13 protein-coding genes and 3 tRNA genes are annotated in these 13,852 nt (G+C 54.6%); 7 read left to right on the top strand and 9 right to left on the bottom strand.

Translation table 11 applies throughout. The annotated features are described in order from the left end of the window. Nucleotides 1-135 precede the first annotated feature (135 nt). Nucleotides 136-453: a quaternary ammonium compound efflux SMR transporter SugE gene (sugE, locus tag IV04_RS22090; RefSeq protein WP_037403606.1), complete on the top strand. Its 318-nt coding sequence runs from the start codon at nucleotides 136-138 to the stop codon at nucleotides 451-453. Here the strand turns inward: sugE and blc are convergent. From blc to frdA, 5 genes are all read right to left on the bottom strand, one after another. Then, a complete protein-coding gene (gene blc, locus IV04_RS22085) occupies nucleotides 447-980 on the bottom strand; it encodes an outer membrane lipoprotein Blc (protein WP_037403607.1) in 534 nt (177 codons plus the stop codon). The genes sugE and blc overlap by 7 nt on opposite strands. A gap of 86 nt (nucleotides 981-1,066) precedes the next feature. Continuing rightward, nucleotides 1,067-1,426 carry a fumarate reductase subunit FrdD gene (gene frdD / locus IV04_RS22080; protein WP_037403608.1) on the bottom strand — a complete coding sequence of 120 codons (360 nt, stop codon included), beginning with the start codon at nucleotides 1,424-1,426 and terminating at the stop codon, nucleotides 1,067-1,069. A gap of 12 nt (nucleotides 1,427-1,438) precedes the next feature. Continuing rightward, a complete protein-coding gene (gene frdC, locus IV04_RS22075) occupies nucleotides 1,439-1,831 on the bottom strand; it encodes a fumarate reductase subunit FrdC (protein WP_037403609.1) in 393 nt (130 codons plus the stop codon). Nucleotides 1,832-1,847: 16 nt separating this feature from the next. Beyond that, complete coding sequence (locus tag IV04_RS22070; RefSeq protein WP_037403610.1) at nucleotides 1,848-2,582, bottom strand: succinate dehydrogenase/fumarate reductase iron-sulfur subunit; 735 nt, start codon at nucleotides 2,580-2,582, stop codon at nucleotides 1,848-1,850. Beyond that, complete coding sequence (gene frdA / locus IV04_RS22065) at nucleotides 2,575-4,371, bottom strand: fumarate reductase (quinol) flavoprotein subunit (protein WP_037403611.1); 1,797 nt, start codon at nucleotides 4,369-4,371, stop codon at nucleotides 2,575-2,577. Before frdA ends, IV04_RS22070 begins: the two co-directional genes overlap by 8 nt. A gap of 381 nt (nucleotides 4,372-4,752) precedes the next feature. Between frdA and epmA the strand changes: the two genes are divergently transcribed. Continuing rightward, nucleotides 4,753-5,730 carry an elongation factor P--(R)-beta-lysine ligase gene (epmA, locus tag IV04_RS22060; RefSeq protein ID WP_037403612.1) on the top strand — a complete coding sequence of 326 codons (978 nt, stop codon included), beginning with the start codon at nucleotides 4,753-4,755 and terminating at the stop codon, nucleotides 5,728-5,730. A 50-nt stretch (nucleotides 5,731-5,780) separates the two neighbouring features. On the opposite strand, the gene mscM is transcribed toward epmA, so the two are convergent. The 3 genes from mscM to rsgA all read right to left on the bottom strand — a co-directional run bounded on the left by mscM (nucleotide 5,781) and on the right by rsgA (nucleotide 11,178). Then, complete coding sequence (gene mscM / locus IV04_RS22055; RefSeq protein WP_037403613.1) at nucleotides 5,781-9,134, bottom strand: miniconductance mechanosensitive channel MscM; 3,354 nt, start codon at nucleotides 9,132-9,134, stop codon at nucleotides 5,781-5,783. A gap of 19 nt (nucleotides 9,135-9,153) precedes the next feature. Then, nucleotides 9,154-10,041, bottom strand: a complete 888-nt coding sequence (gene asd / locus IV04_RS22050) for an archaetidylserine decarboxylase (protein WP_037403614.1) — start codon at nucleotides 10,039-10,041, stop codon at nucleotides 9,154-9,156. An 87-nt stretch (nucleotides 10,042-10,128) separates the two neighbouring features. Next, nucleotides 10,129-11,178, bottom strand: a complete 1,050-nt coding sequence (gene rsgA / locus IV04_RS22045) for a small ribosomal subunit biogenesis GTPase RsgA (protein ID WP_037403615.1) — start codon at nucleotides 11,176-11,178, stop codon at nucleotides 10,129-10,131. A gap of 277 nt (nucleotides 11,179-11,455) precedes the next feature. Here rsgA and orn point away from each other — a divergent pair, with 277 nt between their 5' ends. The 5 genes from orn (at nucleotide 11,456) to IV04_RS22020 (ending at nucleotide 13,218) form a co-directional block, all read left to right on the top strand. Beyond that, nucleotides 11,456-12,001: an oligoribonuclease gene (orn, locus tag IV04_RS22040; RefSeq protein ID WP_037403616.1), complete on the top strand. Its 546-nt coding sequence runs from the start codon at nucleotides 11,456-11,458 to the stop codon at nucleotides 11,999-12,001. A gap of 183 nt (nucleotides 12,002-12,184) precedes the next feature. Further along, nucleotides 12,185-12,260 (top strand) — tRNA-Gly (locus IV04_RS22035). Nucleotides 12,261-12,324: 64 nt separating this feature from the next. Next, nucleotides 12,325-12,400 (top strand) — tRNA-Gly (locus IV04_RS22030). A 54-nt stretch (nucleotides 12,401-12,454) separates the two neighbouring features. After that, nucleotides 12,455-12,530 (top strand) — tRNA-Gly (locus IV04_RS22025). 226 nt (nucleotides 12,531-12,756) lie between these two features. Continuing rightward, the gene (locus IV04_RS22020) at nucleotides 12,757-13,218 is read left to right on the top strand and encodes an Arm DNA-binding domain-containing protein (RefSeq protein ID WP_051916941.1); all 462 of its coding nucleotides are present in this window, start codon (nucleotides 12,757-12,759) and stop codon (nucleotides 13,216-13,218) included. Here the strand turns inward: IV04_RS22020 and IV04_RS22015 are convergent. Continuing rightward, the coding region (locus tag IV04_RS22015) for an IS3 family transposase (protein WP_037441476.1) at nucleotides 13,202-13,852 on the bottom strand (651 nt) is incomplete at its 5' end. The genes IV04_RS22020 and IV04_RS22015 overlap by 17 nt on opposite strands.

The following is a 13,852-nucleotide window of genomic DNA, read 5'->3' as shown; positions in this document are numbered from 1 at the left end:
ACCGATTTACCCTTCAGCCCTCAAGGGCAAGCGTCGCTTTTCGGCGCGATGTTAGATTTTCACTCAGCCAGGCGGGACGACCCACCTGCGCATCTGTTGCTCGGGGACGACCCCATCGGTTCTGGAGCCTGTTTCATGGCGTGGATCATTTTGATTTTTGCTGGCTTGCTTGAAGTTGTGTGGGCGATTGGCCTGAAATATACCCATGGTTTTACCCGTCTGACTCCTAGCGTAATCACCATTGCCGCGATGGTCGTCAGTATGATACTGCTGGCTAATGCGATGAAAACGCTGCCCGCTGGCACCGCTTACGCGGTCTGGACCGGAATCGGGGCGGTTGGGGCAGCGGTAATGGGCATGGTGCTGCTTGGCGAATCGACCAATATCATGCGTATTCTCAGCTTGTGTTTGATCGTCGCCGGTATTTTAGGGCTGAAATTCAGCAGTCACTGAGCGGGTTGTTGTTTCACCCAGACCAAGGCTGAGGTGTTAAAGCCGTAGCCTTTGGCGATTCGCACTAACTTGTCACGCGTGGCGGCGTCGAGCGTTGGTGTGCGTGACAGGATCCACAGGTAGTCGCGGTTCGGGCCAGCAACCAGTGCGTAGCGGTATTCAGGATCCAGATCGATCACGTTATAGCCGCCATAGAACGGGCCGAAAAACGACACCTTCAGCGAGGCAACCTGCGGTGAACTAATAAAGTAGGCTTTGCCCTCGCTCTCTTGCCACTGCTGTTTCTGCGTATTAAACCCCCGGTTAACCACTTTCAGGCCGCCGTCTGCACGCGGGCTGTAATTGGCCGTCACCTGTTCCAGGCCGCGTTCAAAGCGATGTTCCAAGCGGGCGATTTCATACCAGGTGCCGAGATAGCGCTGGCTGTCAAAGTTATCCACCACCTTGACATCTTTTGGCGGGGTGACGCTACAGGCAACGGAGATCAGGGCAGATAACATCACCCCCAGTTTTGACCAAAAACGCATAGGTAACACCTGTTTATCAGTAGAAGATAAACAGTTTATAGCATACGGCAGGGAATGGCGGCCAACGGAGGCTGGCCGCCGGGGGATTACAGGGTGACGACGCCGATGAGTGCCACGACGCTCAGGATCGCCGCCAAGCCATAGAATACCCATTTGCCAGCAGGCACATGGATTTTCAGATCATGCATAGCATGGTGGATACGGTGCAGCCCGCACCACAGCGGCAGAATGATCATCAACAGCAGGAACAGGCGGCCAATCCAGCTTTGGCAGAATGCCAGTACGCGCTCATAGCCTAATGCTTCACCGGGGAACAGGCCAAGGGGCAGCATAATGCCGACCAGCAGCACGATAGCAGGAGCAACGATCGCCCCCCACATGCCGCCAGCACCAAATAACCCCCAGAAAACCGGCTCATCAGAACGTTTAGGTGTTTGATTTATCATGTTTCCTCCGGATTAGATTAAGGCGATGGCGAGAATGATCACCGTGACGGCAATCGTCACGGCCCACAGTGCCTTAACGATCGGCTCCGGCCCCAGTTTTTCGCTGTTTACCACAATATTGGCGGCTTTAGGCGCCAGATCGAACCAGGTTTTGGTATGCAGCGCGGCGGCCAGCAGAGTGATGATGTTAATCAGCAGCACCAGCGGGTTTTGCAGGAAACCGACAAACCCGGCCCAGCTTTCAGGGCCGCCTTTCAGCGCAAAAACGCCATAAATCAGTACGATGCTGAACCAGGTGGCAGGTACCGATGTGCCCTCGCGCAGCATATAGAAACGGTAAAAACCGAGCTTCTGCCACCAGGTTGGTGTCATGGTACGCACATAAGGCTTACGTTGTGTTGTCATTGCTGTCTCCTCTCCCTTATTGCGGTTTCAGCATTGCGATCATGAAGTCCTTGGCACTTTCTACCTTGCCCTGCTGGATCGCAGCGGCTGGGTCGACGTGTTTCGGGCAGACTTCAGAGCAGTAGCCAACAAACGTACAGGTCCAGACACCGTTCTGGCCGTTGAGTTGCGGCATGCGTTCTTTCTTGCCGTGATCGCGGTTATCCAGGTTGTAACGGTGCGCCAGCGTGATGGCAGCCGGGCCGATAAACTCCGGGTTGAGGCCAAACTGCGGGCAAGCGGCGTAGCACAGGCCACAGTTGATACAGCCGGAGAACTGATGGTATTTCGCCATCTGCGCCGGGGTCTGCACGTTCGGGCCGTCTTCCGGCTTACGATCGTTGCCGATAATGTAAGGCTTAATCGCCTCCAGGCTCTCGATAAAGTGGGTCATATCGACCACCAGATCGCGTTCGATCGGGAAGTTGCCCAGCGCTTCGACCTTCATGCCACCGGTATATTCACGCAGGAAGGTTTTACAGGCCAGCTTCGGCACGCTGTTAACCATCATGCCGCACGAGCCGCAAATAGCCATACGGCATGACCAGCGGTAGGACAGGTCCGGTGCCAGGTTATCTTTGATATAACCCAACGCATCCAGCAGCGAAGTCTGCTCATCGTAAGGCACGCTGTAAGTCTCGAAATACGGCTCAGCATCGCGTTCCGGGTTGTAGCGCATCACTTCGATTTTCAGGTTTTTCATCTCAGCCATTCGCCTGCTCCTTATCCTTTTTCTCCTGTGCATCGGCTTCTGCGCCGTAAACACGTTTGGCCGGTGGCAGCTTGGTGATTTTCACGTCGCTATACTCCAGGCGAGGCGCTCCCTGCGGGTTGTGGAACGCCAGCGTATGTTTCAGGAAGTTCACGTCGTCGCGCTCGGTACAGCCTTCGTCTAAGCGTTGGTGCGCACCGCGTGATTCTTTACGGTTGAGGGCGGAGTGCGCCATACATTCGGCAACGTCCAAGCCATAACCCAGTTCAATGGTATACAGCAGATCGGTGTTGAACACGTTGGAGTTGTCGGTGATTTTGACGCGCTTGAAGCGCTCTTTCAGTTCTGCCAGTTTATCGATGGTTTTCTGCATCAGTTCTGGCGTGCGGTAGATACCACAGCCTTCCTCCATCGACAGGCCCATTTCGTCGCGGATCTTCGCCCAGTTCTCGTTGCCTTCCTGTTTCATCAGGTTGCTGAGACGGGCTTCCACGTCACGGCCTTGCGCGTCGAGCGCGCTACCGTTGGCCGGGCCACTTTCCAGCGCGCGGCGTGCGGCGTGCTCACCGGCTACGCGGCCAAACACCACCAGTTCTGCCAGCGAGTTGGAGCCCAGACGGTTTGCGCCGTGCAGGCCAACCGAGGAGCATTCACCCACCGCGAACAGCCCCTTAATCCGGGTTTCACAGTGTTGATCGGTTTCAATACCGCCCATGGTGTAGTGTGCGGTTGGGCGCACTGGGATCGGCTCTTTGACCGGATCAACGCCCACATAGGCTTTGGCCAGTTCGCAAATAAACGGCAGGCGTTCCAGCAGCTTCTTCTCGCCCAGATGGCGCAGATCCAGATACACCACATCACCGCGCGGTGTTGGAATAGTGCGGCCAGCGCGCCATTCGTGCCAGAAAGCCTGTGAGACTTTGTCGCGCGGGCCCAGTTCCATATATTTGTTCTTTGGCTCGCCCAGCGGGGTTTCCGGGCCCATGCCGTAATCCTGCAGGTAACGATAACCGTCTTTGTTGACCAGAATGCCGCCTTCACCACGGCAGCCTTCGGTCATCAGGATGCCCGAACCCGGCAGGCCAGTGGGGTGATACTGTACAAACTCCATATCACGCAGCGGCACACCGTGGTGGAACGCCATTCCCATGCCGTCACCGGTCACAATGCCACCGTTGGTGTTATAACGGTAAACGCGGCCAGCCCCGCCGGTTGCCATAATCACCGCGTTAGCGCGGATCTGCACGCGGGTGCCTTCCATCATGTTCATGGCGATCAGGCCGCGCGCCTGGCCGTCATCCACCAGAATATCCAGAACGAAATGCTCATCAAAACGTTGAATTTGCGGGTATTTGAGTGAGGTCTGGAACAGGGTATGCAACATATGGAAGCCGGTTTTATCGGCGGCAAACCAGGTACGTTCGATCTTCATACCACCAAAGCGGCGCACGTTGACGGAACCATCTGGCTTGCGGCTCCATGGGCAGCCCCACTGTTCAAGCTGGGTCATTTCACGTGGGCAACTGTGGACGAAGTGATCGACCACATCCTGCTCACAAAGCCAGTCACCACCAGCAACGGTGTCTTGGAAGTGATAGTCGTAACTGTCGTGAGCCTGGGTAACGGCGGCGGAGCCTCCTTCGGCAGCGACCGTGTGGCTGCGCATCGGGTAAACTTTCGAGATTAGCGCGATTTTGAGTTGGGGATTGGCTTCCGCTGCGGCGATTGCCGCCCGTAAACCTGCTCCCCCAGCGCCAATAATGGCGAGGTCGGCGTTAAAGGTTTGCACTGCATTCCTCCAGTAGTCTTGTTAAAACGACAAAATGAAAATATCTATACTTAATATTTATAAAGCTCTCGGATGACAATTTATTGAGCAGGTCGTTTGACTGAACATTAAGGATAGATAACTCTTGGCAAATATAGGGTTATCACTATACCTAAAGTTAAGTAGTAGAAATTTGATGTGATCGATTGTTTTGCCTTTTAACTGCTGGGCGACAGGCATTCCTGTAAAAATAACAGGTTGGCAGTCCTTTGACTCTAATTCACCTGATTAGCGGTGGTTTATAGGGTGACTAGGCTTTTTATATGTGCAGCGGCGAAGAATTTGTTTGCATAGCAGTCTGCGGGTAGACTGCACCCCCTGTTTGATTTCGGAGTAATTAGCATGAGCGAAACGGCAAGCTGGCAACCAAGCGCACCCATCGCCAATTTGTTGAAGCGCGCAGCGCTCCTGGCTGAGATCCGGCGCTTTTTTGCCGATCGTGGCGTCCTTGAAGTGGAAACACCAACGATGAGCCAGGCAACGGTAACCGATATTCATCTGTTCCCGTTTCAGACGCGTTTTGTTGGCCCTGGGGCAGCAGAGGGTGTGACGCTGTACATGATGACCAGCCCGGAATATCACATGAAGCGCCTGCTGGCGGCTGGCAGTGGCCCGATTTATCAGTTGGGCCGTAGCTTCCGTAATGAGGAAGCTGGGCGGCACCATAACCCTGAGTTTTCCATGTTGGAATGGTATCGGCCACATTACGATATGTATCGTTTGATGAATGAGGTGGACGATCTGCTCCAGCAGGTGTTGGACTGCGAGAGTGCGGAAACGCTGTCCTATCAGCAGGCATTTTTGCGCCACTTGGATATCGATCCGCTGTCTGCAGAAAAACCGCAGCTGCGTGAAGCGGCGGCCAAGCTCGATCTGAGCAATATCGCCGACACCGAAGAAGATCGCGATACCCTGCTGCAACTGTTGTTTACTGTGGGTGTAGAGCCGCATATTGGCCGAGACAAGCCAGCATTCGTTTACCACTTCCCAGCTTCCCAGGCTTCACTGGCAGAGATCAGCACGGAAGATCACCGTGTGGCTGAGCGTTTTGAGGTCTATTTCAAAGGTCTTGAGCTGGCGAATGGCTTCCGTGAATTGACCGATGGCAGCGAGCAGCGTCAGCGTTTTGAGCAGGATAATCGCAAACGCGCAGTGCGCGGTTTGCCGCAGCACCCGATCGACAACAACCTGCTGGATGCGTTGCAGCACGGCATGCCAGAGTGCGCAGGCGTGGCACTGGGGGTTGATCGTTTAGTGATGTTGGCGTTGGCGGCGGAGAGTCTGAGTGAAGTGATCGCGTTCCCGGTTGATCGCGCTTAAGCGTTACGCAAGACAGAAAAGGGTTTGGCATTGGCCAAACCCTTTTGCATTTATAATCCGCCCGGCTCGCGACGATGGTTTGGCGCGGTGGTGGAAGGCGGTGTGCGGCTATTGCTGGTCATGCGTGACAGGGTTTCGGTGCGTACCTGGAACGGTGGGTACGGCAGTGTAATGCCATGCTCGCGGTAACCGGCCAGAATCAATTGGTGGATCTCATGGCGCAGCGGCATGCGGTGGCCCATTTCGGCGGCGTAGATCCGCAGTTCGAAGATCTGAATACCTTGTTGCAGATCGACCAGATAGGCTTCTGGCACCGGATTATCCAACACCAGGGCGCAGCGTTCTGCCGCGTTCATCAGGATCCGGGTCACTTCTTCGCTGTTGGCTTCTGCCGGAGCGGGTACGGTGAGAACCACACGGGTCAGCGTGTCTGACAGAGACCAGTTGATAAATTGCTCGGTGATAAACGCTTTGTTAGGCACGATGATCTCTTTGCGATCCCAGTCTGAGATTGTCGTTGCCCGGGTATTGATCTTGGTAACGCTGCCGGTGAGATTGCGGATCGTCACCGTATCACCGATGCGGATCGGTTTCTCAAACAGAATGATCAGGCCAGAGATAAAGTTGGAGAAGATCTCCTGCATCCCAAAACCTAAGCCCACGCTGAGCGCGGTCACCACCCACTGCAGTTTCGACCACTCAATGCCGATCCACGAGAAACTGAGGATCGCCCCAAACAGCAGCAACAGATATTTGGTAATGGTGGTGATGGCATAACCGGTACCCGGCGTCAGATCCAAATGCTGCAACACCGCCAGCTCCAACAGCGCGGGCAGGTTACGCACCAACTGCATGGTGACGATCAACACCAGAATGGCGATCAATAATGCGCCCATGGTGATCGGCTGGGCGATATCGACCCCGTTAACCGTTGAGGTGACACCCCATAGCGTAATGTTTTCCAGGAAACCGAAGGCGGAATGGATCTCGGACCACAGGAAGATCACCGAAACCAGTGCGATCATTGTCAGGATCGAACGCACCAGCCGCAGTGATTGCGCGCTGATCACATCGAGATCGATCTCGGTATCATCCATCTCTACCGATCCTTCGGTGCTGTTTGGCGTATGCGAAGTTTCTTCTTCACCTTTGGCGCGCTGCGCCAGGATATCTGCGCGGCGCTGTTTGGCGCGGTCAAAGGCAATGCGCCGCCGCTGAATCAGCATCCAGCGGCGGATAATATGGTACACCACCAGCAACAGGAACCAGATGGCGACCGAAGTTTCTAACCGGGCCAGCAATTTCTGTGAGGTTGTCAGGTAACCCACGGTAGAAGCCAGTGCGGCAACCAGCGGTGCAGACTGCAACAGGCCCCATAGCGCGGTATTGATCATGTTCTCGCCGGAACCGTTTTTGTCCAGATACAGCGGGATACCGGCGCGTTTCAGGCTGTTGGTCACCAGACTCAATGCCAGGCATAACAGGATGAAACACAGGCGACCAAGCGTATTGGAGAACTCGCGATCGTCAAGATTATCGAAGGTGATCAGCGCCATAATCAGCGGCACGATCAGCCAGATCGACATTTTGTAATAACGCATGGCGCGGGAAACCTGTTGCGCAGGCCAGCGGAAATGCACAATGAACAGCCCCTGCGGATGGGCAAAGGCGGCGCTGATCATGCAGATCCACAGCACTGGCAGTGTGGCGGTGACGCCGTCGCCGATCGCCACAGCCACCGGATATGGCCAGGCGTTTTGCAGGCCAAAGCCTAAAGCGGCCCACAGAACCGGTAGGGGGAGCGCGACCAGAATGGACCAGAACACGGTGCGCATCGTCAGTGAAAATTCATCTTGCGTGACTTTGCCCACCCGGCCACTGGCCCTGGCTAAAAAGGCATGATAATGCTTGCGCGAACTGATGCTGAAAATCACCAGCAGCAGTGCACCGAAAATCGGGATCAGAGTTTCCCGGCTGGTGACCATCATCATGAAGGCACCGCTGAGCTGCGTCAGGGTATCCAGCGAAAGCATACGCGTCAGATCTTGGGCGACGTTTAGCGGATAGGCTAGCGTTACCGGGGTGACATCTGGCACCCAGAATAAGTAACGGTGGGCGGCGTCGCGGATTTCATTCAGCGCATCGACCAACTGAGTATTGGCGACCTTCAGCTTGGTCAACTCGAGGATTTGGGTATCACAGCCAGAAAGCAGTGAGTTAAGCAGATCGCGTTGGGTGCGTATCTGTGCATCAACGATACGCTGCTGGGCGTTGGTCAGTGGGGAACCATCGTCCTGTTTAAGCTCTTTGGCCTGCTGTGACAACTTTTCCAGTTGGCTTTCAAAGCGCAGGCGCTGCACGCGCAACTCGGCCATGACGTTGTCCAGTTGCTGTGGCTTGGGCATTTCTGGCAGCGTTGCGACCTGTGCCCGCAGGGTTTCCCCTAACGCGGAAGAGGTGCCCAACCATTGGGCCTGTTCGATAATGGTGCTCAGTGCCTGACGCACTTGCAGGGTTTGCGCTGCCGCCAAACGTTGCTGAGAGGAGATCAGATCCATTTGCTGCGCCTGATGGTTCAGGGCAGTCGAAAGTTCGCGGTTGATCTGCAGTTGCTGATTGATGCTTTTGGGCAGATCGCCATTCTGCTCCGCCAACTGCTCGGTTTTCTCTAACGCCCGTTCAGCTTCGCGCTGGCGCTGGCTGTTCAGGTTGTTACGCAGCATCTGTAACTGAGTATCGATCTTTTCGTGGCGCTTTTTGTACACTTCGGCGCGCATCCGCGCCAGTTCCTGACGGTTATTGGCTGAAAGTTGTGCCAGATCCAGCTCATCCACCTTGGCTTTGCGGGCCGCCGCCTCGGCCTGCAGCAGCGCCAACTGTGCCAGCGTCAACGGTGAGTTCTGGTTATTGCCCTGAGCCTGCAGGCGGCGCTGTATTTCTGTCAATGCGCGCCGGGCTTCGGTCTGCTGTTGCGGTAACTGACTCAGAGAGTCGCTGATTTCGCGCGAACGCTCCTGCTCTTGTTGCAGCAGGCGAGCCTGTTCCAGCAGTTGACTGCTGGTTTGCAGGATCAACTGTTCCAGCTCGCTGGCTGGCAGGTTGTCGCCATTCGGCAGAACCTTGGTTTCTTCAAGGGTTAACTGACGGCGCAGTTCCTGAGTCATTTTCGGGAAATCGTCAATGACCTTCTGGTACTGATCGGCATTGCCCTTCGACTGTTTACGTTCAGCGAGCCAGTTAAGGGCGCTTTGCAGCGCCTCAACCGTTTCCGCCTGATTGGGGGCGTTTTTGTTGCTCTCAGCCTGTTTCAGCTCCTGGCGGAGTTGTGATTCATTGGGGATGGTGGCGGCCAAGGCCGGTTGAATCAGTAATAAACTGAGCAATAACGGGATAATCAGGCGCACAGCGTTAATTCCTTCACACTTACGGTGCGGCAGCGTCTGGCGCGGCGGCGATTTCAGCAAAAGCCGTACCCATGCGGGTGACGACACCATTGTGCAAGTGTGGGGCGAGGTGGACGCTGCCTGGCGTGAACAGGTTGATCACCGTAGAGCCAAGTTTGAAACGGCCCATTTCATCACCTTTTGCCAGAGAGATAGCCCCTTCCAGGCCAGCCGCCGGATAGGTCCAGCGTTTGATAATGCCTTCGCGCGGCGGTGTGACGGTGCCAGCCCAGACGGTTTCGATGCTGCCAACAATGGTGGCACCAACCAGAATCTGCACCATTGGGCCCACAGCGGTATCGAACAGGCAAATAACGCGCTCATTACGCGCAAACAGGTTCGGCACATTGGCGGCAGTCAGCGGGTTTACCGAGAACAGATCGCCAGGAACATAGATCATTTCGCGCAGTACGCCATCGCACGGCATATGAACACGATGGTAGTCGCTCGGAGCCAGATAGGTGGTGGCGAACAGACCATTGCGGAATGGTTCTGCTAACAGGTAGTTACCTGCCAGCAGCGCTTCCAGGCTGTAATGATGGCCTTTGGCCTGGAAAATCTGATCGTCCTGAATGGGGCCGAGCTGGCTGATAGCTCCGTCGGCAGGTAAAACCAGCACGTGGGGTTCAGCGACGATCGGGCGAGCACCTTCGCGCAGTGGGCGCACAAAGAATTCGTTGAACGTTGCGTAAGAGGCGAGATCCGGGTTTTGTGCTTCCTGCATATTCACGCGGTAGTAGCGGGCGAAAGCCTTGATCACCAGTTGGGTCAACCAACCGGCGTTTTTTTCTGCCCCCCAGCCAGCGAGACGGGTCAATGCCAGTTTCGGCAGCCAATACTGTAGTTTAATTTTGATGCGATCCAGCACGTTTAACCTCTTGAATAGGGATTTCCTGGCTTTTTCAAGCAGCTGCACCGTTGGCAGCTACTTGCATTACGTTAGGTCTATATGGGTTTAGCTGTCCGCTTCCGGGAAGTTTTTGCGGACTTTTACCTGCGCCATACTTTCCAGAATACGGTGGTAATTGTCGAAACGTTCTCTGGCGATTGCACCACTTTCCACCGCGGCACGAATGGCACAGCCGGGATCGGTATCGTGGCGGCAGTCACGGAACTTGCAGCCCCCCAGATAGTCACGAAATTCGACATAGGCACGGGTGATTTGTTCCGGCTCCAGATGCCAAAGACCAAATTCACGCACGCCAGGGGAGTCGATCACGTCGCCGCCATGCTGGAAGTGATAAAGCCGTGCCGCGGTGGTGGTATGTTGCCCGAGGCCAGAAACGTCGGAAACCTCATTTACCAGAATTTGCTTTTCTGTCGCAGGTAACAGGGCATTTAACAGGCTGGATTTCCCCACGCCCGACTGCCCGGCAAAGATACTGATGCGATCTGCCAGCTCCTGCTCGAAGGCGGCCATCCCTTCACGAGTCTGGCTGGAAACTTCCAGCACGCGATAACCAATGCGGCGGTAGATGTCCATCATGCCATCCACCCGCTGGCGGGCGGTGGCGTCCAACAGATCGATCTTGTTGAGCACGATCAACGGCTCGACTTCCAGCGTTTCACAGGCCACCAGATAGCGATCGATCATATTGAGTGAAAGTTCGGGCAAGATCGCCGATACGATGACGATCTGATTGATGTTGGCGGCGATCGGTTTCACGCCGTCGTAGAAATCCGGGCGGGTCAGCACCGAAGTGCGCTCATGTACCGCTTCAACGATCCCTTTGACCCCTGCATGAGCACCGATGCCGGGGCGCCATACCACGCGATCCCCGGTTACCAGCGAACGCAGAGTTCGGCGGATATTGCAGCGATGCAGGGTGCCGTCCGCTGCTTCAACGTCGGCATGCATACCGAAGCGGCTGATAACGATCCCGTCCTGCGGTTCGCCCAGTTGGGAATCATCCAGCTCCGGTTTATTGTCAGTGCGCTTAAGGCGGCGCTGATGGTTCGCCTGCACGCGGCGTTGTTGACCTTTGGACAGTTTGTTCTTACTCACTGTGCCTCACTTGAATCGGCTTTTATACCCGTCGTCTTTCAAGCCGCAGCGTTGTTGGCTTCACGTACTCACCTCAGTCACTTACCAAAGTAAGCTCCTGGGGATTCTTACGCTTGCCGCCTAGCTGCAACTTGAAATCCATAGGGTCATGTCGCTTGGAAAGAGCAAAAAGGCTATGATACACGCTATTTTATATTAAATAACCGTTGTTAGCCGCCACTGGCCGTGGGCTGGCCCGCGCCTGGTTTATCTTTCGGCTTTTTACGCAGGAAATATCATGACAGGAAACGAAAATAACCTGATTTGGATCGATCTGGAAATGACCGGGTTGGATCCTGAACGTGATCGTATTATTGAGATCGCGACTTTGGTGACTGACGCCAATCTGAATATCCTTGCTGAAGGGCCGGTGATCGCGGTGCATCAAACCGACGAACAGCTTGCGCTGATGGATGACTGGAACGTGCGTACGCATACTGGCAGTGGGCTGGTGGCCCGCGTCAAAGCCAGCCAGTTTGACGATCGTGCCGCTGAGTTGGCGACCATTGCGTTCTTGCAGGAATGGGTGCCAGCGGGCAAGTCGCCAATTTGTGGTAACAGCGTTGGTCAGGATCGCCGCTTCCTGTTCCGTTATATGCCGCTGTTGGAGGCATACTTCCATTATCGTTACCTCGATGTCAGCACGTTAAAAGAGTTGGCTCGCCGCTGGAAGCCGGAAATTCTGCCGGGTTTCAAAAAGCAAGGGACGCATCAGGCGCTGGACGATATCCGTGAATCGGTAGCGGAATTGGCGTATTACCGCGAGCATTTCATTCAGCTTTAAACGGCGGGTAGGGTCTTTGAGCGCCTTTCTGGCGCTTAATTCGCCATGTTGCCGTTTAAAGCAGCAATCAAATAAAATTCCCGTTTTTTTGCTTTCAGGGGCTTGCGGCAAAAAGGATTTCTCGTATAATGCGCACCCCGTACCGATGAAGAATTTATTCACATTCAGCCATCGATACGCCGGGCGGGAATAGCTCAGTTGGTAGAGCACGACCTTGCCAAGGTCGGGGTCGCGAGTTCGAGTCTCGTTTCCCGCTCCAAATTCAACAATGTTGCTGATGCAGCATGATGAATAAAAAGCAGTAAAAGTAGTACCCATGCGACGCGGGAATAGCTCAGTTGGTAGAGCACGACCTTGCCAAGGTCGGGGTCGCGAGTTCGAGTCTCGTTTCCCGCTCCAAAAATTTCAAAGGCCACGCTGTTATTGGTTGGCCGGATGCAAAAGCATCTCAATGCGGGAATAGCTCAGTTGGTAGAGCACGACCTTGCCAAGGTCGGGGTCGCGAGTTCGAGTCTCGTTTCCCGCTCCAAGTTTTCTTCCATAGTGAACCACCAAGCACTACAACTTATTGATTGTGCTGATTAAGTTACTGTGGGATGTGTCACCCAGTTCCAATAAAAACCGCCTCAAGCCACGACTTTTCGGTACATATTTCGGTACATAAAAGCGGAGCGCAGGTAGTGCGGTTTTATGCTGGGAGCCCCTGGAGAAGAAACGTAACCTCCCCCTGTCATTAACGATGGGAGGTCAATACCGTGGCTTTATCCGATACCGCTGTCCGCAAAGCTAAACCCAACAAAAAATCCTACACCTTAAGCGACACTGATGGTCTGTCGTTGCATGTTGCACCTGAAGGTTATAAGAACTGGCATTTTCGTTTTACCTGGCTGGGTGTTCGATGCCGTATCTCCTTTGGCACCTATCCTGAAATCAGCCTCAAAGAAGCCCGTCAGCTCCGTGATGATGCTCGTTCACTGGTTGCCAAAGGCATCGACCCGCGTATCCAGCGCCGGAAAGATCGCCAGTCAAATAATGAAAGGGCGACGCATACTTTTAATCATGTCTTTTTGAACTGGAGCGCCTTTCGTGCCCTGACGCTCAAAAAAGGGCGGCAGAGTACGCTGTCCCAGATTGATCGTATTTTCAATAAAGATATCCTGCCGTGGCTTGGCACCCTGTCCATTGTAGTGGATCACAAAATCAGGACACCTTCGTAGCCTTTTTCCACTGCTCTTCGTATTCACAGGGCGGTAATCCACCATTGTGCCGATGGGGGCGTACTGTGTTGTAATAACTTTGTATCCATTCACCGATATCTCGTACCGCATGATGGATATCCATATAACCCCCTACAGGCAGCCATTCACTTTTCAGGCTTCGGAACACTCTTTCCATTGGTGAGTTATCCAGGCAGTTACCCCTGCGGCTCATACTCTGCATCACTCCGTTCCTCCACAGTAACTGCCTGTATTTCTTACTCCTGTACTGCCCTCCCTGATCCGAATGAAACAGCAGCCTCTTTTCCCTTGGTCGCGTCTCCAGTGCATTACGCAGGGCTCGACACACTAGCTCGGCATCCGGGGATGACGATATGGCGCTGCCCACTATCCGACGGGAGTAAAGGTCAATCACCAGTGCCAGGTAGCACCAGCCACCATTGACTTTGATATAGCTGATATCTCCACTCCACACACGATTGGGCTCCGACGGCTTAAACTGCCTTTTCAGTAAGTCTGGCGATGCCAGTGACGCCTCCCGTTCACCACGGTAACGAGGCTTGCCGGGTTGGCGACTCGCCAGACCACATTCCTGCATCAGACTGCGGGCCAGCCAGCGCCCCACGTTATAACC

This window comes from Serratia sp. Ag1 (assembly GCF_000743355.1).
Taxonomy (GTDB): domain Bacteria; phylum Pseudomonadota; class Gammaproteobacteria; order Enterobacterales; family Enterobacteriaceae; genus Chania.
Note: the sequence above shows the minus strand (reverse complement) of the source record. Positions and strands in the feature narration are given on the sequence as shown.

What these genes read in the sequence shown, in the direction of transcription:
- orn (WP_037403616.1), top strand. Translation starts at nt 11,456, where the DNA reads ATGACAGGAAACGAAAATAACCTGATTTGGATCGATCTGGAAATGACC.
- epmA (WP_037403612.1), top strand. Translation starts at nt 4,753, where the DNA reads ATGAGCGAAACGGCAAGCTGGCAACCAAGCGCACCCATCGCCAATTTG.
- IV04_RS22070 (WP_037403610.1), bottom strand. Translation starts at nt 2,582, where the DNA reads ATGGCTGAGATGAAAAACCTGAAAATCGAAGTGATGCGCTACAACCCG.
- blc (WP_037403607.1), bottom strand. Translation starts at nt 980, where the DNA reads ATGCGTTTTTGGTCAAAACTGGGGGTGATGTTATCTGCCCTGATCTCC.
- sugE (WP_037403606.1), top strand. Translation starts at nt 136, where the DNA reads ATGGCGTGGATCATTTTGATTTTTGCTGGCTTGCTTGAAGTTGTGTGG.
- frdD (WP_037403608.1), bottom strand. Translation starts at nt 1,426, where the DNA reads ATGATAAATCAAACACCTAAACGTTCTGATGAGCCGGTTTTCTGGGGG.
- frdC (WP_037403609.1), bottom strand. Translation starts at nt 1,831, where the DNA reads ATGACAACACAACGTAAGCCTTATGTGCGTACCATGACACCAACCTGG.